Here is a 21941-nt window from a genome sequence, read left to right as displayed (position 1 = left end):
CATCGTTAAGAGCTGGCCTTATCTAATGGCTGTGTCATATCTATACCTTTCAGCGGGATATCGGGAATTTCCGATGTATCTTTGTGGTATGGATCAGGTAGAAATATTCAAAGCGCTTTCAAACAAGACCCGATTGCAGATCCTCCACTGGTTAAAAGATCCGGAAGGAAACTTTCCCGATCAGGAGCAATATGGCTTTGACAACGGTGTGTGTGTTGGGCAGATTCAAAAGAAAGCCGGACTAACACAGTCGACTGTCTCTGAGTACTTGTCGCTCTTGCAAAGGGCAGGGCTCGTCAGTTCCAAAAGGGTGGGGCAGTGGACCTACTACCAGCGGAACGAAGAAGCATTCGCCGCTTTGAGTCAACTCGTTCAAACCGATATTTAAAAAAAAATGAAATGAATACAGAAAGTCTGTTCAGACCGTTCCGTCTGAAATCATTAGATCTCAAGAATCGTATCGTCATGGCACCCATGACACGCTCATTCTCACCACAGGGCATCCCTACAGCGGATGTCGCAAAGTATTACCAGAAAAGGGCAGAAGGTGAAGTAGGCCTCATCCTTTCAGAAGGAACTGTGATTGATCGTCCTGCTTCTTCAAATGACGCTAATGTGCCTCATTTCTACGGACAGGATGCATTGAATGGCTGGGGAAATGTGGTACAGGGCGTACATCAGGCCGGAGCTAAGATGGCTCCCCAGATCTGGCACATGGGTATAATGGAGCCGCATTATTCAGGTTGGCTGCCAAACACTCCGTTTGAAGGTCCCTCTGGTATGGGCAGTCCGGGAGTGATAGGAGGGAACACCATGACTGACTCGGACATAGCAGATACCATTGCCGCCTTTGGACGTGCCGCCGCTGATGCGAAAAGGCTTGGCTTCGACAGCGTTGAACTTCACGGCGCACACGGATACCTTATCGACCAGTTCTTCTGGGAAGAAACAAATAAGCGTCAGGATAGCTGGGGCGGACAAACCCTCGCTGAGCGCTCCCGTTTCGCTGTAGAGGTGACCAAGGAAGTACGCCGCCAGGTGGGCGAGGATCTTGCTTTGATCCTCCGGATCTCTCAGTTCAAACCATCTGCTTACACCAATAAGTTGGCCAAATCCCCTCAGGAGATTGAAGCCTGGTTGAATCCCTTAGCAGAAGCCGGAATTGATATCTTCCATTGTTCTCAGCGCCGTTTCTGGGAGCCTGAGTTCGAAGGTTCAGATTTAAACTTCGCAGGTTGGGTAAAGAAGGTTACCGGAAGTGCAACGATCACAGTGGGTTCTGTAGGTCTTACCGGAGAGTTCCTGGCTGCTTTTGCAGGGGAAAGCTCTCAGCCAAGCTCTCTTGATGAGTTGCTTCGCCGTATGGACCGTGGAGATTTTGATCTCGTTGCTGTGGGCAGACCTTTACTTTCCGATCCAAATTGGGTTAAAAAGATCCGCGAGCAACGTACAGATGAGCTGAAAGGCTTCACCAAAGATGCGCTTGCTGAATTGGTAATGGACTAAAAAAGGGAAAGCCAATGCGGCTTTCCCGGGTAGATTCAAGGTAGCCTAAGCTACATGAGAAAAGGCCCAACAATCGCGAGTACCTGTTCTTGCGTTAGTGGCTCATCGAAAGACTCAGAGGCGGCTGATGCCGACACTGAAGATCCGTTGATGTTAACGATCTGTACTTTTGCTTGTTGGGTGTTTTCTTCTCCTGCATACACATTGTCTACCGCACTGCCGATGCCCGTCTGATTGAGAGTGATCCAGGGTTTAACATTGGCGCCTCTTGCTTTTCTCATCTGACGAATGTGTGAAGCATGTCTTGCTTCTACCGAGTGAATATTTAACGCAGCGGTTAAGACCGCTGCGTTTTCTTTAAGGTTTCCTGCCTGCCCTTTATATGCTCTTACTCCTGTATCTTCAAAGGCTTGTGCAACGGCCAGGAACGTATCGTAATTAGTAAATACATCAGCAAATGTGCCCTTAGCTGTGAAATCGAAAGTTGGCTTTGTTACGGGTGTTGCACTTAAGGACTTGATCGTATCCTGTAAAAACTTTACATGAGCGGCCTCGTGCTGAGCTATAGTAGTAACCACGTTTCTGCCAGGTCCGGCAGGTATAAGAGTCGTATTTTGCTTAAGTCCTTTGTCGTAGAACTCTGCCTCCAGATATTCCAGGGTTAGAGCGAACTGGAGCACCCCAACCACTGTACTAGTATTTTGTCCGTACGCTTTGTTAAACATCGAACCTAGTGCTAGTGGCAAGGCAGATAAGGCAAGCTTTGAACCGAGGTTCATAAAGCTCTTCATTGCGCCTCTTCGAGGATTGATCCGATCATATACATCGGTATCAACCTTCTCTATTTCATCAATAATATTCAGAATGTTCATAACTGTAGATTTAGCCTGGTAGATTTTGAATGTTTAACTCGGTAGTGATAACCAGCTATGGGCAATAGTGGACGATAAAGCTGTCGACCTTGGTGTCTTTGATTATTCTCCATCCGGAGACGGCCTTCTCCCTATGAAATCGGTCACCAATGCCAAGGCTTTTGCGGTGACTCAGGAGAAGAGAGGAGGGAGTCCCGTTCCCACTCTAAGTGAGATGGTTGTGATGGGCGGCATTTAGTTTCCTGCTTCTTCATAAGGGGTTAGCTTATGGATCCCTGAGTGTCAAATATTGTTAAATTTTCTTTTCTTGCTTTTCTGCTTAAGTATCTTTAGTTGAGTTTAATAAGCAAGACAATGAAGTATATCCTGCTAGCCGCTGGGCTATTTCTGCAAATGAATATCATATTAGCACAGCAGCGGCTTTCAGGTTCTGTAATAGACTCCATCTCAGCGCTGCCTGTAAAAAATGTGATCATCCGGAACAATACCTTAAACGTTCAGATCTACTCGAATGATCAGGGCCGGTTTTCAATGGCTGCACAGCCGGGACATTCTATTACTTTTTCTCTTTTAGGTTATCATACGCAAACTCTTGTACTCAGTTCCCTTGAACCCCTTAAAATTTTCCTTGTCCCTCAATCCAATTTCCTGAAGGAGGTGGAAGTCCGGCACCTGAAAACAGAACCGTCTTCCTGGCAATCACCGACATTTCACGGCCAGTCAATGGTCTATCAAAAAGACTATGACGATCCCTCTGCTGGTGGAGTAGTATTCCGGGTATGGTACTGGAAGAAAGATGAAAAACGTAGAAAGAAAACCCTTCGTAACGAGTACCTGCAGAAGGCTGATCTCCGCCTGAGGGAAATATTCAGTCCGGGGAATATGTCTCTCTATATACCACTGAGGGACTCGGACCTGGAGAACTTTCTCTGGCATTTCACTCCTTCTCCTGAGACCTTTACCAGCAAAAACTTCGATCTGCTACTCTATATAAACGATAGTTACAAGAAGTTTATGCAATTGCCTGAGGCAGACAGAAAAATCCCTGATCTGGCAGGCAAATAGCATATCTACAGCTTTATCCCCCTGATACTGTTAATTAACCCCCTATACTTCTTGGGATTAATCCTCTTTTTTGTACCTTCAATTATAAACCTGATATTAATGAAGACACGCAAACCAATGCAACTTCTCGTTGTACTATCTTTGATGTTTAGCCAGGTAGTTGGCCAGTCAAAGAATAACGACTGGGAAAATCCTCAACTAATCGACTTCAATAAAGAGAAACCGAGAGCCAGCTTTATGCTTTTTGACAACGCTCAGGATGTTAAGGCAGACGTCTACAGCAAGTCACCCTGGCATAAGTCCCTTAACGGTACCTGGAAGTTTGTTTATGCCGACAAGTATGCAAAACGACTGACAGACTTCTATCGCGAAGACTTAAATGATAAAACCTGGGCAGATATTCCTGTTCCCTCCAATTGGGAACTAAAAGGATTCGGTGTTCCGATCTACACCAATGTGGTGTATCCTTTCCCTGCCAACCCGCCTTTTATCGGAGAGAACAACCCGGTAGGCACCTACCGCCGCACTTTTACCATTCCTGAGAACTGGGACGGGCGGGAAGTGCTGCTTCATTTCGGGTCCATCTCCGGCTACGCAGAAGTTTACGTGAACGGTCAGCGTGTCGGCATGTCGAAAGTCTCCAAGTCACCCGCAGAGTTCAACATCACCAAAAGCCTCAGGAAAGGACAAAATCTTCTTGCCGTGCAGGTGTTCCGTTGGCACGATGGCAGCTACCTGGAAGATCAGGATTTTTGGCGCCTGAGTGGAATAGAACGCGACGTTTTCCTCTATTCTGTACCTAAAGTAAGTGTCTGGGATTACTTTGTGAAAGCCGATCTGGATAATCAGTATAAGAGTGGCGTGCTTACCGCTTCCATAGACCTGCGCAAATTTGCCGGTGCTCAAACAAAGGCCGCTACAGTTTCTGTCGCTGTTGTCGACAAAAGCGGAAAGACGGTATTCACCCAGGACCAGAAGCTCGATATCAAGTCGGATATGAATACAGCAAACTTCAGCGGGACCATTAGCAACGTCGCGAGATGGAGTGCTGAAGCTCCCGTACTGTATGATTTCATCATCACGGCCAAAGACGAAAACGGCCTTCTGCTCGGTGTAACAGGTTCCAAAATAGGTTTCCGCAAGGTGGAGATCAGGAACGCTCAGTTGCTGGTAAACGGGATGCCTATATTAGTTAAGGGTGCTAACCGTCATGAGCATGACGACGTGCTGGGTCGTGTGCCCACTCGTGAGCTCATGGTCCGTGATATCCAGTTGATGAAGCAGTTTAATCTCAACGCTGTACGTACAAGTCATTACCCAAATGATCCGCTCTGGTACAAGCTATGCGATCAGTACGGACTGTATGTGGTTGATGAGGCCAATATAGAAACTCATGGTATGGGCGTATCTTACCAACGAGGGCTTGACAAATCAAGGCACCCTGCCTACCTTCCTGAATGGGCTCCGGCGCACATGGACCGTATAAGGAGACTGGTGGAGCGTGACAAAAACCACGCATCCGTTATTATCTGGTCCTTAGGTAATGAATGCGGAAATGGCCAGGTGTTCTTTGATGCCTACAAATGGATCAAAGAGCGAGACGTTACGCGTCCGGTGCAGTTTGAACAATCAGGTGAAGACTCCAATACAGATATCGTCTGCCCAATGTATCCTTCTATCGAGTATATGAAGAGCTATGCGGCGGCAAACAAGGAGCGCCCGTATATCATGTGCGAGTATTCTCATGCTATGGGAAACAGTAACGGAAACTTCCAGGAGTACTGGGATATCATCATGAGCAGCAAACACATGCAGGGTGGTTTTATCTGGGACTGGGTGGATCAGGGCATCAAGACTACTGCACCCGATGGACGCAATTTCTGGGCTTATGGAGGTGACCTCGGTGGATATAACCTGCAGAATGACGAAAACTTCTGTGCAAACGGACTGGTTTCAGCCAACCGTATACCGCACCCGGGACTGTATGAAGTAAAGAAGGTGTATCAGAATATTCTCTTCAAAGGTACTGAGCTTGGTTCAGGTACTATCACGGTGCAGAACCTGTTTGACTTTACCAATCTAGACCAGTTTAACTTCAAATGGGAACTGTACCGAAATGGCGAAAAAGTGAAGGAAGCTCCTTTCACCGTTAGTCTCGCACCTCATCAGCAGAAAGAGGTCAGACTGCAGGTGCCTTCCATGAAGTCGCTACCAGGCAGTGAATACTACCTGAATGTATATGCCTACACGAAGCAGGCAGATGCGCTTGTTCCCGCAGGTCATGAAATTGCCAGGGAGCAATTTAAAACAGCAGGCGACTACTTCGAAAGACCAGATGGCAGCAACGCCAGATTCACGGTTTCAACGGATAAAGACATACTCAAAATATCTGCCGGAAATACGACAACTGAGTTCGATACGCGAAACGGACGCATCACCCGCTTCGGGAACCAGAATAACTCTCGTAGCGTGCTTCAGTTCCCTGAGCCAAACTTCTGGAGAGCACCTACGGATAACGATTTCGGAAACGGAATGCAGACCCAGCTGGGTATTTGGAGAACCGCCCATGTTGATAAAGTGGTCAAAAACGTTACAGTAGGTAAGGAGACTGCTTCCGGCGTGCCCGTAAAGGTGGAATATGAACTCACCGGCATCAAAGTGCCTTATATTGTAGATTATATTTTCCGGAATGACGGAGCCATCCAGGTTACCGCATCAATGGATATGACCGGCAGAGATCTGCCCGAACTTCCACGCTTTGGAATGACCATGGAACTACCTTCTTCGCTTACTGAGCTGAGCTACTACGGAAGAGGTCCATGGGAGAACTACAGCGACAGAAAGACATCATCGTTCGTCGGACGCTATCAGGATCAGGTTAAGAACCAGACCACCTGGACTTACATCCGCCCTCAGGAGAGCGGATACAAGACCGACGTTCGCTGGCTGAATCTAACCGACGCTGCAGGTAAAGGAATCCGTATTGAGGGCGTACAGCCGATCTGCTTCAGTGCACTGAACAACCGTACCGAGGATTTCGATCCGGGACTTACCAAGAAGCAGCAGCATCCCACAGATGTGAAGTCACGCCAGAACGTATTCCTGAACGTTGATTTTAAACAACGTGGTGTTGGGGGTGATAACAGCTGGGGAGCACTTCCTCATCGCCCATACCGTCTTCTTGATAAACAATATTCATACAGTTACATCATCAGATTGCTGGATTAATGAAGTTGCATTATGCTCTCCTTCTCATTAGCGCACTGTTGTCCACAACGGACCTCAGTGCGTTTGTTGTCAGTGCCGATAGTATTGCCGGGTTAAAAGAAAAGGTTGGCGACAAGCAGGTCTTCCGTGTGAACAATCCTGACATGCAGTTGAGCCCACATACCGGCCTCAGCCGAAAACACTGGAAAGAAGCGGCGCTCTACCTGCTAAGCGGCGCCTTTGACTATGTGAAAACCGGGGAGAACCCGATGCACTTCCCTAAGCAGCCAGGTAAAAGCTATCCGCGCGACGGCAAGCCAAACCGCACAGAGAACCTCGAGGGACTCTGCCGGACCATGTTCATGGCGGCCCCTTTGCTGAAAGAAGATTCCTCGCTGCGCCTCCACGGTGTTGATGTTGCCGGGTATTACCGCCGGCAGCTTGCCTTGTTGCTGGATTCAACCATTGCTATCTATGTGCCTAAGCGGTCGAAAAACGGTGGCCCCAGCCAGACGCTCGTCGAGTTCGGGGGATTGTCTGTGTCCCTGTTTAGCGCACCCGAAGTATTCTGGGACCCCCTGCCTAAAACCGTCAAAGATTCACTGGCCTCTACCATGCTCAGTTATGGCAACGGGCCTACTATCGATATGAACTGGCGTTTCTTCAATATCTTTATTATGAGCTTTTTCAAAAGCCGTGGCTATGAAGTAAATGATGCATCGCTCAAAAACCTGCTTGAAAAGTCCCTGAATGACTATAAAGGCGACGGTTGGTATAACGATAGGCCTTACTACGATTATTACAGCATGTGGGCGTTCCAGATGTATGGCATGTTGTGGTCAGAGTATTTTGGCAAAAAGCATTATCCCGAATACGCGGCACGCTTTCTCCAGAACTTCAGGGATCTGCAAGACAATTACCCCTATATGTTTGCACGTAACGGCAACATGATCATGTGGGGCAGGAGCATAGCCTACCGTATAGGAGCCGCAGTGCCCTTCCCGCTGATGGGCCTGACTGGCGACTCACAAACCAATTATGGCTGGATGAGACGTATTGCCTCCGGTACACTCCTACAGTTTCTGAAAAATCCTGAGCTGCTCGAGGACGGCATTCCTACGCTGGGCTTCTATGGTGCATTTGAACCGGCGGTGCAGCAATACAGCTGCCGTGGAAGTGTCTTCTGGATGGGGAAGTTGTTCCTTGGACTCTTCGTTCCGGAGGACAGTGCATTCTGGACAGCGAAAGAAAATGAGGGTGCCTGGGAAAACGAATTGAAAAAGGGGAATGTCTACAATAAATTTGCAGAAGGATCTGAAATACTGATCACAGATTACCCAAATATTGGTGCAGCTGAAATCCGCGCCTGGTGCTACAGTAAAGATCAGGGCTACTATCAAGGTACCGAAAACTACAACAGGCTTTCCTACAACAGTGCCTTCCCATGGCAGGCCGATGGGGATAAGGGCGAAGTCGCTATGAACTATGTTGTCAAAAACAAGGAGCAGAAGTGGGAAGCATTCCGCATGTTCCGCTTCAGGAAATACGAAGAGGGCATTTATTACCGTGATGTGGTGCTTGCTTCGGACAGCCTGGTGCGGATGAACCTGGCCGATATCACCCTTCCTAATGGAATTCTTCGTATCGACAGAAACATAAGTAGCGTTCCTGCAGATGTGCGGTTAGGTCATTATGCCCTTCCAGTTTTGAAAGGGGATGTGAAAAGCAGGACCATGAAAGTGAAGGTATACGAGATACATATCATGGACAACGGTGTCTATCAACTCGCTATGGTCGCTTTGAGAGGCTGGGGAAATCCCGAGCTCGTTCATGCTACGGGATTACACCCGGAATCGATGAAGAGTGCGGTATTCAATGTATCCACCTCTTTTAAGCCCGGCGACAAGCAGGGTGCTGTTTATGCTACGCTCATGTTGTGGAAGAAGTCTGGTGAAAAATGGTCTACTGAGGAGCTGGTGCCCGTTAAGGAGCTCAGGTATTCCGCTGCGACTAATCAGGTGAACATTACCATGAGCAAGGGTCAACCGAAAGTCGTGTCTTTCGATTAGGATGCGGCTCGGCTGAGCTTAGTGGGGATGGTCTGTACATGGTATTTATGCCGACTGTATCAGCTTAATTTATAAGAGAATGAAGGCAGGTTTTGCAGATATAGATGCTTACATCAACAGCTTCCCGGAAAGTACCCGCAAAATACTGGAAGACCTGAGGTCTGCTATAAAAGAAGAGGCGCCTGAAGCGCAGGAAGCGATCAAATACGCGATACCCACCTATGTTCTGGATGGAAATCTCGTCCATTTTGCTGCTTACGAAAATCACGTGGGTTTTTATGCTACCCCATCGGGACAAACTGCCTTTGAGAAGGAACTATCAGGATATAAGAGAGGTAAAGGCTCGGTACAGTTTCCGATAGATCAGCCATTGCCTTTGGAGCTAATTAGGAAGATTGTCCGCTTCCGGGTAATTGAGAACAGCGAAAAGGCTCGTTTGAAAAAGGAAATACGGCGGTGTAAAAACGGGCATCAATATCATAAAAGCAGCGAATGTCCCGTATGCCCGGTTTGTGAGAAGAATAGGGAGCCTTCTGAAAGCTTTTTGTCACGTTTAGCAGCCCCCGCCCGGAGAGCATTGGAAAATAGGGGATTAGTCACTGAAGAATCGGTAGCCCGGCACACCGAAAAGGAAATTCTGCAATTGCATGGCATGGGTAAATCATCCCTGCCTATTCTCAGGGAGGCGCTTGCTCAGCAGGGTCTCAGTTTTCGAGACAGATAACGAGCAATCTCATCCGACTAAAGAACTATTCCTCTTTCCCGCTCAGACTTACGGACGGGAAAGAGAAATGGCTTCCAATTCTTCATTAAACCTTTGCAGGTATATTTCCGAGTACCTCCAGGAGGAACTTCCAGAACTTCTGTACTGAACTTATGGAAACGCGCTCTGCAGGAGAATGGGCTCCGAGGATCGTCGGTCCAAAGGAGATCATATCCATTTGAGGATAGTTCTTTCCGAGGATGCCGCACTCCAGTCCAGCGTGACAGGCAACAACCTCGGCCTGCGCATTATTCTGTTTTTGATACACCGCTTTTAGCAGTTTCAGGATTTCAGAATTAGGGTTTGGAGTCCAGCCAGGGTAAGACCCCGAAAGCTCAACATCACAACCCATCAGTTCGAAGGCGGCCCGTAGTGCATTAGCCAGGTCAAACTTAGACGACTCTACCGAAGACCGGGTAAGGCATTTAATCGAAATTTTCCCCTTCTCCACCGAAACACGTGCGATATTATTAGAGGTTTCCACCAGATCTTCCAGCTCAGCACTCATCCTGTACACACCGTTGTGTGCTGCATAAATAGCCTGAACGAATGCTTTCTGTTCTGCAGCCGGCATCACCTGAGCTGGTGTGGTTTCCGCTTTTTCAAAACGGATCTCCAGGCCTGGCTCCATCGTGCGATACTCAAACTTGATCTCATCCGCAGTCCGTTGCATACGCTCCAGAATGGATGCTTCATCTGTACCTGAAAGCACAACCTGAGCAACGCTCTCACGCGGAACGGCATTCCTCAAGCTGCCTCCCTGCAAAGCAGCCAGGCGCAGCCCTGCATTTTGCTGGCCGCTATTCAGGATCCTGTTCATGATCTTATTGGCATTGCCAAGGCCTTTATGGATATCCATTCCCGAATGGCCGCCCTGCAGTCCTTTTACGGTAAGGGTATAAGCCACGGCACCATCTGCAACCGGCTCTTCTGTGTAGGTTTTGGTCGCTGTTACGTCTACGCCACCCGCACAGCCGATGTCGATCTCATTGTCCTGCTCGGTATCGAGATTCAACAGGATATCGCCCTTGAGCACTCCGCCTTTTAGGCCCATAGCGCCGGTCATACCGGTTTCTTCATCTATGGTAAAAAGAGCCTCAATGGCCGGATGTTTAATTTCTGAAGAGGCGAGGATGCCCATAATTGCCGCCACACCGATGCCATTGTCGGCACCCAGCGTCGTTCCCTGTGCCTTTACCCAGTCGCCCTCTATCAGCATTTTGATGCCCTGAGTACCAAAGTCAAAATCCGTATCATTATTCTTTTGGTGGACCATATCCAGGTGCGACTGCAGAACGATTGTTTTAGCGTTCTCCATACCGGTCGTCGCAGGTTTCCTTACAATAATGTTTCCTGTCTCATCCTGCTGTGCATCCAGGCCATTCTGAGCAGCAAAGTCCATCATAAAGGCCATCACCTGCTCTTCTTTTTTTGAAGCGCGCGGAACCGCGTTGAGTGCCGCAAAATTAGTCCACAGCTCGCGTGGTTCGAGCTGATCTATTTTATTGTCCATATTACTACTAATTCTCTAATACGATTAACAAATTCTTTAAAAGCAGAAAGGCTGCCTTTATTTTGGCAGCCTTTTCTGTTTACCAGAGGCGGATACGCTCTTCTGGTTTCTTGTACAGCTTGTCGCCAGGCTGTACATTGAATGCTTTATACCAGGCGTCCATATTAACCGGAGCACCGATAGTACGGTATTCTCCAGGTGAGTGCGGATCGGTCAGGATAAACTGAGCAGCCGTTTCCGGAAGGATATTGCCTCTCCAAACCTGTGCCCATGACAGGAAGAAACGCTGATCAGGAGTGAACCCGTCGATCTTCTCTTCAGACTGACCCTGTTTAGTCATCTTGAATGCCTCGTAAGCAGCGTTCAAGCCTCCCAGGTCACCAATGTTCTCGCCCATCGTGAATTTACCGTTCACGTTCAGGGTATCCAGTACGGTGTACTTGTCGAACTGCTCACCCAAAGCCTTAGTTTTCTCTTTGAACCTGGCCAGATCATCTGCAGTCCACCAGTTGCGCAGACTTCCGTCCTTATCATACTGGCTTCCTGAATCATCAAAACCGTGTGACATCTCATGACCGATCACCGCACCGATTCCACCGTAATTAACGGCGTCATCAGCATTCGGATCAAAGAATGGGAACTGCAGGATACCCGCAGGGAACACGATCTCATTCATCACCGGACTGTAGTAAGCGTTCACTGTAGGTGCAGTCATGCCCCAACGGCTACGATCAACAGGTTTACCCAATTGGTTCACCATGTCATTATACGCCCAGGTGTCTGCATTACGCATATTCTGGAAGAAGGTAGCCGGCGTAATAGTCAGTCCGTCATAATTTTTCCAATTATCAGGATAGCCGATCTTCGGTCTGAACGCGTTCAGCTTGGCCAGGGCTTTCTCCTTGGTTACATCGCTCATCCAGTCGAGGTTCTTGATACGGATCTCAAATGCTTTTCTCAGGTTTTCAACCAGAACCTGCATCCTGGCTTTCGCCTCAGGCTTGAAATAGGTCTTCACATAAAGCTGACCCAGCAGATCGCCGATGGAGTTGTCTGTCAGAGACGACATCCGCTGCCATCTTGGTGTCTGCACACGCTGACCGGATAATACCTGGTTGTACTCAAATTGAGCGGCAACAAAAGGTGAACTCAGATACGATGCTGAATTTTTAAGCACGTTCCACTTCAGATATACCTTCAGGTCATTTACCGGAGTGCTTTTTAGTGTAGTATTTAGCGCCGTAAAGAAGGATGGAACTCCTACCAGGATGGTATCCTGTCCGTTCACCTTCATTTTGCTCAGCAAAGATGGCCAGTTAAAAACAGGCGTGCTCTTGCTGAACTCAGCTACTGCGAATTTATTGTAGGTTTTGTGCGGGTCGCGAAGCTCCACACGGCTAAGCTGACTCGCAGCAAGCGTCTTCTCGAAGTTGAAAACAAGGTCTGCATTCTTCTTCGCTTCAGCTTCTGAAGAGCCGGTGAGTACAAACAGCCTCGTTACGTATTTTTTGTATGCCTCCTGAATTTTCAGGCTTCTGGCATCCGACTTCAGATAGTAGTCGCGGTCAGGCAATGAGGTTCCGCCTTGTGAAAGCTGAGGGACCATTTTGTTCACATTCTTGCGGTCCTGGCCCACATAGAAACTGAAAAACGGTGAAGCGAGTCCGCTGGTGCGAAGCACGGCTGCCTCATTCAGGGCACCGTTCAGGTCTTTGATTGCGTTAACACGCGCCAGGTCTTTCTTGATAGGGGTATAGCCTAGCTTTTCGATCGTCAGGCTGTCCATGGCAGCGGTATAGAAGTCGCCTACACGTTTTTCCGCAGATCCTGCAGGTGCTTTTTTGTTAGCCGCAGCCTGCTCAATGATATTCTTTACCGCATTGATGTTAAAGTCACGCAATACGTTGAAGCTACCCCATCGGGTTTCTTTAGCCGGTACAGGGTTGTTCTTGATCCAGGTTCCGCTGGCGTACTGATAAAAATCGTCACCAGGTTTTACCGAAAGATCCATATTGGCAGGATCGATAAATTTCGCTTGTGAGGGCTGCTGTGCCTGCGCCTGAAGCTGTAAAGCAACCAGACCAGGCAGGATGAGTTGGAGATATTTACTTTTCATGAATGATTATAACGCAAATCTTTATCTGTGTGAGGTGCAAAACTACCGATTTTAGATGGAATAGAAAATGCAGTGAACATGTAGCGGCTGCTCATCAAGAAAAAGGAGCTGCGTGGTACCTCCAAATGCGGCTGAGTACTAAATGACGATCAACTGACCATCGCTTGTGCACCTGCCCTGGTACCCGGCAGACACCACACTTTTATGTTTTATACTTAAACAATTTAGAGTCAGTCTTGTAGCTTTTGTAAAAATAAGTTATGGCGATTTACAATGATTTGAACAAGCAGTTTATAGAGGGCCGCTGGGTGGAAGGCGGAGAAGAGGATCATGTCGACAACCTGAATCCATTTGATGATTCGGAGTTGAACTCTTTTAAAGCGGCCGGTAAAGAGGAGGTTGATCGCGCGTTTAAAAATGCAAAAGAGGTGTCGAAGACCTGGAGCAGAACCAATCCCCTCGTCAGGCGCGACCTGATGCTGAAGGCGGCTACTCTTCTGATGGAGCGGAAAGAGGAGTTTGTAGACTGGCTCATTAAAGAAGTGGGGAGTACCCGAATCAAGGCGGAAGTGGAGGTGAAGCAATCGTACGACATGTTGCTGGAAGCATCCGGCTACCCCACCAGAATGCATGGTATGGTGATTCCTTCTATTACCGATGGCAAGCAAACCTATGTATATCGTAAGGCCCTGGGGGTGGTAGCCATGATCAGTCCCTGGAACTTTCCTTTATATCTTTCCATGCGGACCATTGCTCCTGCCCTGGCATGCGGCAATACCATTGTGGTGAAGCCTGCCTCACAGTCGCCGGTAACGGGAGGCACCATCATCGCTAAACTATTTGAAGAAGCGGGACTCCCGGCCGGCGCCATGCATGTGGTGGTAGGGAAATCGGCTGTGATCGGCGACTACTTCACCGGTCATCCGGAGTCGCGTCTTATTTCTTTTACGGGTTCTACGCCTGTGGGCAAGGGAATCGGGCGGATCGGAGGTGAGGGACTGAAGAAGCTGGCATTGGAGCTTGGCGGTAACAATGTGTTCATCGTGCTGGATGATGCAGATATAGACCGCGCCGTGGACTCCGCCATATTCGGGCGCTTCATGCATCAGGGACAGATCTGTATGTCGGTTAACCGTATCCTGGTTCATGAGAGCCGTTATGAAGAGTTTAAAGAAAAGTTTATCACCAGGGTGAAGAATATTCCCTATGGAGATCCTGCTGATCCGCATACCGTGGTGGGTCCGCTAATCGATAAGAAAGCAGTGAAGCGGGTTGTGGACCTGATCGAGCGCACCGTTCAGGCAGGTGCCCGGCTGGAAGTGGGCGGAAAGGCTGACGGAAATGTGGTGGTACCATGTGTCCTGTCGGGCGTAACGCGGGATATGCCTATCTTTCAGGAGGAAGTGTTCGGTCCCGCAGTTGGCCTGATCTCGTTTAAAGACGATGAAGAGGCGATTGACCTGGCGAATGCGACAGACTTCGGTCTGAGCGGAGCATTACACACCAGGGATATTCAACGTGGTATCCAGATGGCACTGCGCGTGGAAACGGGGATGATCCATATCAATGACCAGTCTGTCAATGACGAGGTGAATACACCGTTTGGGGGTGAGAAAGACTCGGGTGTGGGCCGGTTCGGCGATGATTTTATTGTGGATGAAATGACCACTGTGCAATGGATCAGTATACAGGTGGAACCCCGGAAGATGCCGTTCTGATCAGGGATATAGTTGGGGGCACAATCGGCGCAGAGGTTGCAAATGAAGCCTCTGCGCCGCGTACCGCACTATTTAGCAACCATCTTGTAAACGCGTACGTAGTCAACTTCCATTGCTTTGGGGAATACGCTATCGTCTACTCCCTGCGCACCACCCCAGTTGCCACCTACGGCAACATTCATGAGCAGGTGAAAACGCTTGTCAAACGGCCAGGCCGCATAGCCTGTGCCGTTATTGATAAATTCGAAGATCAGCTCGTTCTGGATATATCCCCGGATGGCATAGGGAGTCCAGTCCAGACGGTAGAGCTGATAGTCATCGAAAGCTTTGGGGAACTTTTTTGAGGCCCCCTTTTGCGTGTTGATCATGCCATTGAAGGCTTCGGTATGTACCGTAACGTGGATATTTGTAGGGTCGTACCCCACATGCTCCATGATGTCAATTTCACCTGATTTAGGCCACGTTCCATAGGAATTATCCGTAGGGAGCATCCAGAGGGCGGGCCATGTGCCTCGCCCTGAAGGGATCTTCGCTCGGATTTCGAATCGTCCGTACAGAAAATCTCCCTTGCCCTTGCTTACCAGACGGGCTGAGGAGTAGCCATTTGTCCCTGAGTTCTCCTTACGGGCATTGATGGTTAATATGCCGTTGTTGACGCTCGAGTTGCTGAGGTTGTTGGTATAGTTCTGCAACTCGTTATTTCCCCAGCCGCTTCCGCCCAGGTCATATCCCCATTTTGCAGGATCGGGTGCGCCGCTGTAATCGAACTCATCTGCCCAGTGGGGGCTGGTCTCGAAAGTCCAGCCTTTATCAGTGGGCTTGCCGCCGTCTACTACGGTGGTATCTTTGGGTATGGGCTTCAGGTCTGCTTTTCCCGAACAGGCCATGAGCAGGCCGGCAAGAGCTAGTTTACCAATGATTAGTGTTTGCATCTTATATATCTTGATGTTCCGGGTCATATGCTGTTTCTTAAGATGAGCGCCTATTGAAGCTCGAATAAACCTAAGTAGAAGATTCCGGGTGTTTGATGACCCTCACCTCCGGGTTGAATAACGATCTGATCGTACATCGTTACGGATGAAATGGACGAGAAGTCGAACGTCAGTTCCACCCATTTATTCAGCTCGGGGACCTGCTGGATCACTTCTTTCTGGGTCTGCCAGGCATTACCTCCAGCCAGCGAATTTTGAAGCTTCACAGCAACCTGTTGCTTCACTGCCGGGTATTCATTACCACCGGGAAAGAAGACCATCATCTTGAATTTGTTTCTTGAACTCAGGTCGAGGCGGTAATCGAGAGTGGTTTGCAGGTTCCCGTACTGGTTGGCTTCTCCCGGCAGACGCTGATAGTACCCGACTTTCGCTACGGTGTAGAGTCCCTGCGGGAAGGGGTTGTCAAAGTTGTTCTTAAATACGATGGCATCTGCCCTCCATGGGATGGTGCCTGTAGCGTCGAAGCGGTCCATCAAATTTGCCGTTTTTAAGGGTTTCTCCACAACAGGGCGTGTATATCCCTTCGGAGCCAGGCGCAGGTACCAGGCATTGGCGGGATTGGCTTTGTCGGCTGCCTTAAGGTAAAGCTCGGTTTCGTTCAGCTTCAGGATCTCGTACTTCGACATTCCGGTGTAGTAGGCTATAAAGCCACCTCCGGAGATGGAGAGGTACTGTTTGCCGCCTTCTTCGGAAATGCTCCATTTCATGTTTGCGGGAGGAGTGTAGGCTACCGTGCGGTCATCACCGGCACCGCCGCCGTCGAGTCCTGCTGCATTGGCGCCGTTTGCGAAGGTCGTACCATTGTTCACGTAGGTATAAGCCAGGTTATTGCTTAGCGTGAAGGTCATCTCGTCGTCGTAAAAGCCCAGGTCTTTCTTTTCGTTCGGGCCTGCTGTGTACCATTCGGGTGTCGACGAGCTTGCTGGTCCTACACCCAGGTGGCCGGGGAAATCTTTTTCAATAACCCAGGTTTTACCTGCGATATTGCTGCCTCCACCGGTCAGGAAGTTATAGTCAGGGCGATCGAGCATCTCCGGTTTGGTCTGGGCAATTTTGAGGGTCTGTGTCTTGCTGGCAGAGCCGCCGCTGGTATAAATGGTCAGCGTCACCACATAATCGCCTGAAAGAGGGAAGGTGCCTGTGATCTGATCGCCCGCACCGGTTTGTCCGTTGCCCAGATCCCATACGGCACGGTTCACCGGGCCGGATTCATTTTTGAAAGTGATGATGTTGGCGTTGTCAGAAGAGGGTGTGGCGGAAAACTTCACCTGTTCCTCTGTAGGAGCAGGGCCAAGCTCCGGATCTTCCACCTGGCAGCTGGTAAATCCTGTAGCCAGAAGCAGCAGCAGGATCAGTTTATTCAAATGTGCTTTCATCTTAGATCGGGTAAGAGATTAAAAATTAGGTTTCAGTACGCCGGCACACTGGTCGATCTCGCTTTGAGGGATCGGAAAGAGGCCCCGGGTGGACGGATTGAACGTCACGTTGAAGTCAACCTGATCGCCCACATAGCCGGGCCCGCGTTTGTTCTGAATGCTGATGTTCTGGCTCGCTACATTCAGGCCCTGGCGTAAGAGGTCCCAGTAGCGGTGTCCCTCGAGGGCAAGCTCCACTCTTCGTTCCTGGTAGATGTTGGCAAGGGAAGCAGGTTTTTCGGGCAGGTCGACGCGGTTTCTGACGCGATTGAAGTAGGCTTGCGCCTGACTGCCTCCTGTTGCCAGTTCCAGCTCTGCAGCCATCAGCAGGACATCTGAAAAACGGATAGATCTGTAGTTATTACCCCAGTTGAGTTCATACTGCCCGTTTACTGGTCTGTATTCATTTGTGGTTGAGTACTTTTTGCTGAATAAACCAGTATGCTGATATCCGGTGGAGACTGTTCCTGTCAGGTTATCGGCCTGGGAGAGGATGGTCACCGCTTTTCGTGGATCATTGGGTTCGAAGGCATTGCTGAGTTCCTGGGTAACGGGAGCAAAGCTCCATCCGGAGTTGTAGTTGGGATCTCCGTTGATACGGGGGCCCTGCATCAAGGGCTGCATATTGCCTTCGCCTCCCTGAATATAATTCCAGTCAAACCAGGGGTTGTCGCTGGAGTAGGAGATCTCCCATACGGATTCCTTGCTGAACTCATTCGCCTTGGTAAAGTTGTCGGCATAGTTATCAAGCAGGGTATGGCCGCTGTTATTGATCAGGTCTCTGAGCTGCTCGAGTGCGTAGGTGGCATTCACTGCGGTGGTGCCTGCCTGGAGATCGGCTTTGTAGACTCCTTTGTAGAACAGGTACACTCTGGCGAGCAGCGCCTGCGCAGACCAGCGTGTCGCATGAGCTTTGCTGGTACGGAGGTCGGCTTTTTCCAGTGCAGGGAAGGCTTCCACGAGGTCGAGAGCGATTTGTCCGAACGTTTGTGCGGGCTCTGCCTGCGGGCTGCAGTATTCGCCCGGTGACTGAGGTGTCAGTATCAGCGGAATGTTGCCGAACCATTTCGCCAGGTCGAAGTAGAAGTGCGCTCTAAGGAACTTACATTCGGCAGTGATGCGGTTCCGTGTTTCTTCACTCATGGGGATGTCGGGCAGCTTCTGCAGAAGCAGGTTAGCGCGATAGATGCCGGTATAGTGGTTCGCCCAGTATACCCTGATGAGGGAATTGGTAGTCAGGATATTCTGCTGATCGACCTGGATCATATCCGGAGAGTCGGAGCGGCTGGCTCCGCCGGCATAGCTATCGTCTGAAGCAATGTCTGCCAGCATCGGATCGGGACTGAATCCCCCTCCTCCGGCATTGGTATGCCACTGAAGTGCGTCATATACACTGTTCAGTGCTTCCTGGGCATCTTTTTCGGTCTTGTAAAAATTCTGTTCCACGCGGTTATCGAGAGGTGCCAGATCCAGGAACTTTTTGCAGGATGAACTGCTGCCAAGCAAGAGCCCTGCTGTCAGTATGATGGTGAGTTGTCTAGTTGTTGCTTTCATCGTTTCTCATTTAAAAGGTAGCACTTAAACCGAAGCGGAAGGTCCGCGCCTGTGGGTAGATACCGCGGTCGATACCAATATCGAGGCTGCTCCGTGCACCTATTTCCGGATCGAAGCCGGTGTAATCGGTCAGTGTGATAAGGTTATCAGCAGAAGTGTAGATGCGCAACCGCTGAAGTCTGATTTTCTTGGTCAGCGCAGCTCCAAAGGTATAGCCGAGTTGCAGGGTTTTCAGGCGTACATAGTCTCCATCTTCGAGGTAGAGGTCTGAAATGCGGGTATAGTTTCCGTTGGCATCGTTCCACGTAAAACGTGGGCGCTCATTGGTGCTGCCTTCGCCCGTCCAGCGTTCCAAATACAAGGTTTGCATGTTGGAGGCCGAAAAGTCGTGCCGGCGGGTTCCGTTGAAGATCTGGTTTCCGAATGCGCCTGTGAAAAAGCCATTCAGGTCAAATCCCTTTACCGCCACACCGAAAGTGAAGCCTGCGGTGACTTTAGGAGTAGGGTTGCCGATCATAGTACGGTCTGCCTGATCGATCACGCCATCGCCGTTCATGTCTTTGAAGCGGACGTCGCCGGGCTGAGCATCTGGTTGGATGCGTTTCCCGTTCATGCTATAGGCATCTATTTCGGCAGGGTTCTGGAAGATGCCGTTGGTTTCATATCCGTAGAAATAGGAGAACGGCCTTCCGATAGTGCTGCGTTGCACCTGCCCGTAGGTGGAGATACCGGCGCCACCGAGAATACGTTCGGCATTATTGATTTCGGTTACCTCATTCTTGTTGAAACTTCCATTGATGCCGGCAGTGACCTTCACTTGTCCGAGGTTTTGCCGGTAGTTCAGTGCCAGTTCTATCCCGGAGTTTCTTACCGATCCGCCATTCGCTGTTCCTGCTGCTACGCCGACGCTGAGCGGGATGGGAACCTGCAGCAGCCAGCCTTTAGTCGTTTTGATATAGTAGTCAGCGGAGAAGGATAGTTTGTTTCTCATGAAGGACAGGTCAAGACCGATATCGGTCTGCTCTGAGGATTCCCACTTGATGTCGGGATTGGCAATATAGGAGGGCGAAGCGCCATTGATATACCCGTTGCCTGTACCGTTGTAATAGGTATATCCACGACCTACACCGATTACCGCAGCCCAGGGATAGTCGCCGATCCGGTCATTTCCATTCTGCCCCCATGAGGCACGTAGCTTTCCGAAGCTCAGGAAGTTGCTTTCGCTGAGGAAGCTCTCTTCGCTGAAGATCCATCCGGCTGAGACTGCAGGGAAATAGCCGTAGGGATTGTTTTTACCAAATTTGGAAGAACCGTCTCTGCGCAGGGACGCAGACAGGAGGTACTTATTATTGTAGCTGTAGTTGATACGTGAAAACAGGGAGAACAGTGCGCTTTCGGCTGCTCCACCAGTAGCTTTCGCTGTCCCGGCATCTACTGCCAGGTTCAGATAAGCCATGTTCGGGTCGCTTACGACCAGTCCGGTATTCGAGCCAAACAGGGTTTCGCTGTTTTCTTTCCGGCTGGTGGTTCCAAGGGTGAGGCCCAGAGAGTGCTTGTCCCACTCCTGTTTGTAGTTCAGCACGTTCTCAGCCTGCCAGGTATAGTAGCGGTCTACATTCTTGTTGACACTCGAATTGGCATTCTGCTGCGCAGAATTGAGGTAGAAGATTGGGGTATAGTTGTTGCCATTCACATAACCCAGGTCAATGCTGAAGGCAGAGCGGAAGGTAAGGCCCTCGATGATCTTCAGTTCAGCATAAGTGTTGCCCACTACCTTGTCTACCCGGGTGAGACCATTTAGAACGGCGAGCCGGGCAAGCGGGTTCACCACTTCCTGTGCGACGTATGGCGAAATGCCGTAGAAGTTACCCTCAGGATCACGGACGGCATTGACGTTGTAGCCGCCGGTGATAGCCGGGTCTGTTTCCACTACCGGAGTGATGGGGTCGAGATTGATCGCATTGTTAAGCAGACCGCCGAACTCCTGATTAGGGTCTATCGCCGAGCGGCGAATATGTGAGTAGGCGACGTTTGCGCCAACCTTCAAAAAGTCTTTTACCTGATTGTCTGAATTCGCACGGAAGGTATAGCGTTTGAATTTTGATTTATCTCCTCCAACAAGCCCTTCCTGATCGAAAAGGGAGAAATTCGCGGCGAAGCTGTTTTTAGCTGTTCCGCCGGTTACTGCCACCTGATGATTGTTAATAGGGGCATCGGTTTGAAACAGTGCTTTCTGCCAGTCAGTGCCGGTCCCTGAAGGGTATTTGCTGACGTCGGCGAATGGAATAGAGAGGCCGGCATTAGCAGCTCCTTCGTTCATCATGACTGCATACTGGCGGGCATCCAGCAGTCGCATTTGTCGCCATGCATTCTGCAGCCCCGTATAGCCGTCATACGAAATGTGCATCTGACCACCTTTGGCGCCGCCGCCTTTGGTGGTGATGAGTACCACCCCGTTTCCACCGCGGGCACCGTAGATCGCTGCAGAAGCGGCATCTTTCAGTACGTCCATTGATTCAATATCGGCAGGGTTGAGATAGTCAATGCCCCCCACCTGAAATCCGTCGACGATATAGATGGGAGAGGCGTCACCGTTAGTCCCAATTCCGCGGATGCGGACGGTAGGGGCATCACCTGGCTGACCGGAGATATTGGTTACCTGCACACCGGCTACCCGGCCCTGGAGAGCCTGCTCAATCCGTTGCACGGGTGTTTGGGTGATCTCCTCCGGTTTGACAGAAGAGATAGCGGCTGAGATCTCCCGCCGCAACTGGGTGCCATAACCGATTACAACGACTTCGCTCAGGTTGGTAGCAGTCTCTGTCATGATAATAGTAAGGGGACTTGCATCATTAACCGTCTCGCGATGAGTTAACAGACCAATCTGCGTAAAGACCAATACAGATCCGGCCCGGGGAACGCGAATGCTGAACCTGCCATCCGGTCCCGTTGAAGTAGCTAAAGAAGTCCCCTGAATGGTAACGGTTACAGCAGGGAGTGGGGAGTTGTCATCTTTCAAAATGACTTTACCTGTTATTTGCAAGCCCTGAGCACTGAGATTGGCTGCATAGAATAACAAGATGCATAGAAAAGAGGTAATTCTTTTTTTCATAGCACTTAGATTTTGGTTAGTTAGTTTCAGGATGGGATC

14 protein-coding genes and 1 pseudogene are annotated in these 21941 nt (G+C 49.8%); 8 read left to right on the top strand and 7 right to left on the bottom strand.

What is annotated here, in order from left to right; all coding sequences use genetic code 11:
• Positions 1-88: 88 nt before the first annotated feature.
• Both ACO1NU_RS09435 and ACO1NU_RS09430 read left to right on the top strand, forming a co-directional pair.
• A complete protein-coding gene (locus ACO1NU_RS09435; protein WP_448818312.1) occupies positions 89-388 on the top strand; it encodes an ArsR/SmtB family transcription factor in 300 nt (99 codons plus the stop codon).
• Between the two features lie 11 nt (positions 389-399).
• Positions 400-1506: an NADH:flavin oxidoreductase gene (locus ACO1NU_RS09430; protein ID WP_448818224.1), complete on the top strand. Its 1107-nt coding sequence runs from the start codon at positions 400-402 to the stop codon at positions 1504-1506.
• A gap of 50 nt (positions 1507-1556) precedes the next feature.
• Here ACO1NU_RS09430 and ACO1NU_RS09425 read toward each other — a convergent pair whose 3' ends face one another.
• Positions 1557-2378, bottom strand: a complete 822-nt coding sequence (locus ACO1NU_RS09425) for a ferritin-like domain-containing protein (protein WP_448818223.1) — start codon at positions 2376-2378, stop codon at positions 1557-1559.
• 61 nt (positions 2379-2439) lie between these two features.
• On the opposite strand from ACO1NU_RS09425, the pseudogene ACO1NU_RS09420 reads away from it, so the two are divergent.
• The 5 genes and pseudogenes from ACO1NU_RS09420 to ACO1NU_RS09400 all read left to right on the top strand — a co-directional run.
• Positions 2440-2616, top strand: a pseudogene (locus tag ACO1NU_RS09420) (anti-sigma factor); the annotation flags it as partial.
• 155 nt (positions 2617-2771) lie between these two features.
• Positions 2772-3443 (top strand): hypothetical protein, encoded by a 672-nt coding sequence (locus tag ACO1NU_RS09415; protein ID WP_448818222.1) that lies wholly within the window; start codon positions 2772-2774, stop codon positions 3441-3443.
• A 99-nt stretch (positions 3444-3542) separates the two neighbouring features.
• Complete coding sequence (locus tag ACO1NU_RS09410) at positions 3543-6671, top strand: glycoside hydrolase family 2 TIM barrel-domain containing protein (RefSeq protein ID WP_448818221.1); 3129 nt, start codon at positions 3543-3545, stop codon at positions 6669-6671.
• Positions 6671-8719, top strand: coding sequence for a DUF2264 domain-containing protein (locus ACO1NU_RS09405; protein WP_448818220.1), 2049 nt, complete (start codon positions 6671-6673; stop codon positions 8717-8719). Before ACO1NU_RS09410 ends, ACO1NU_RS09405 begins: the two co-directional genes overlap by 1 nt.
• A 79-nt stretch (positions 8720-8798) precedes the next feature.
• Entirely contained in the window at positions 8799-9443 is a 645-nt protein-coding gene (locus ACO1NU_RS09400; RefSeq protein ID WP_448818219.1) for a DUF1801 domain-containing protein, read from the top strand.
• Positions 9444-9528: 85 nt separating this feature from the next.
• On the opposite strand, the gene ACO1NU_RS09395 is transcribed toward ACO1NU_RS09400, so the two are convergent.
• Complete coding sequence (locus ACO1NU_RS09395; protein ID WP_448818218.1) at positions 9529-10995, bottom strand: aminoacyl-histidine dipeptidase; 1467 nt, start codon at positions 10993-10995, stop codon at positions 9529-9531.
• A 79-nt stretch (positions 10996-11074) separates the two neighbouring features.
• The gene (locus ACO1NU_RS09390) at positions 11075-13111 is read right to left on the bottom strand and encodes a M13 family metallopeptidase (protein WP_448818217.1); all 2037 of its coding nucleotides are present in this window, start codon (positions 13109-13111) and stop codon (positions 11075-11077) included.
• 260 nt (positions 13112-13371) lie between these two features.
• On the opposite strand from ACO1NU_RS09390, the gene ACO1NU_RS09385 reads away from it, so the two are divergent.
• On the top strand, positions 13372-14829 hold the full coding sequence (locus tag ACO1NU_RS09385) for an aldehyde dehydrogenase family protein (RefSeq protein WP_448818216.1): 1458 nt from the start codon (positions 13372-13374) through the stop codon (positions 14827-14829).
• A gap of 68 nt (positions 14830-14897) precedes the next feature.
• On the opposite strand, the gene ACO1NU_RS09380 is transcribed toward ACO1NU_RS09385, so the two are convergent.
• The 4 genes from ACO1NU_RS09380 to ACO1NU_RS09365 are packed head-to-tail and all read right to left on the bottom strand — an operon-like array spanning position 14898 to position 21902.
• Positions 14898-15761 carry a glycoside hydrolase family 16 protein gene (locus ACO1NU_RS09380; RefSeq protein WP_448818215.1) on the bottom strand — a complete coding sequence of 288 codons (864 nt, stop codon included), beginning with the start codon at positions 15759-15761 and terminating at the stop codon, positions 14898-14900.
• 50 nt (positions 15762-15811) lie between these two features.
• Positions 15812-17197 (bottom strand): PKD domain-containing protein, encoded by a 1386-nt coding sequence (locus ACO1NU_RS09375; RefSeq protein WP_448818214.1) that lies wholly within the window; start codon positions 17195-17197, stop codon positions 15812-15814.
• An 18-nt stretch (positions 17198-17215) separates the two neighbouring features.
• Positions 17216-18790 (bottom strand): RagB/SusD family nutrient uptake outer membrane protein, encoded by a 1575-nt coding sequence (locus ACO1NU_RS09370; RefSeq protein ID WP_448818213.1) that lies wholly within the window; start codon positions 18788-18790, stop codon positions 17216-17218.
• Positions 18791-18800: 10 nt separating this feature from the next.
• Positions 18801-21902 carry a SusC/RagA family TonB-linked outer membrane protein gene (locus tag ACO1NU_RS09365; protein ID WP_448818212.1) on the bottom strand — a complete coding sequence of 1034 codons (3102 nt, stop codon included), beginning with the start codon at positions 21900-21902 and terminating at the stop codon, positions 18801-18803.
• Positions 21903-21941 lie beyond the last annotated feature (39 nt).

Source organism: Arcticibacter sp. (assembly GCF_053551015.1).
This window is presented reverse-complemented; position numbering and strand designations above follow the sequence as displayed.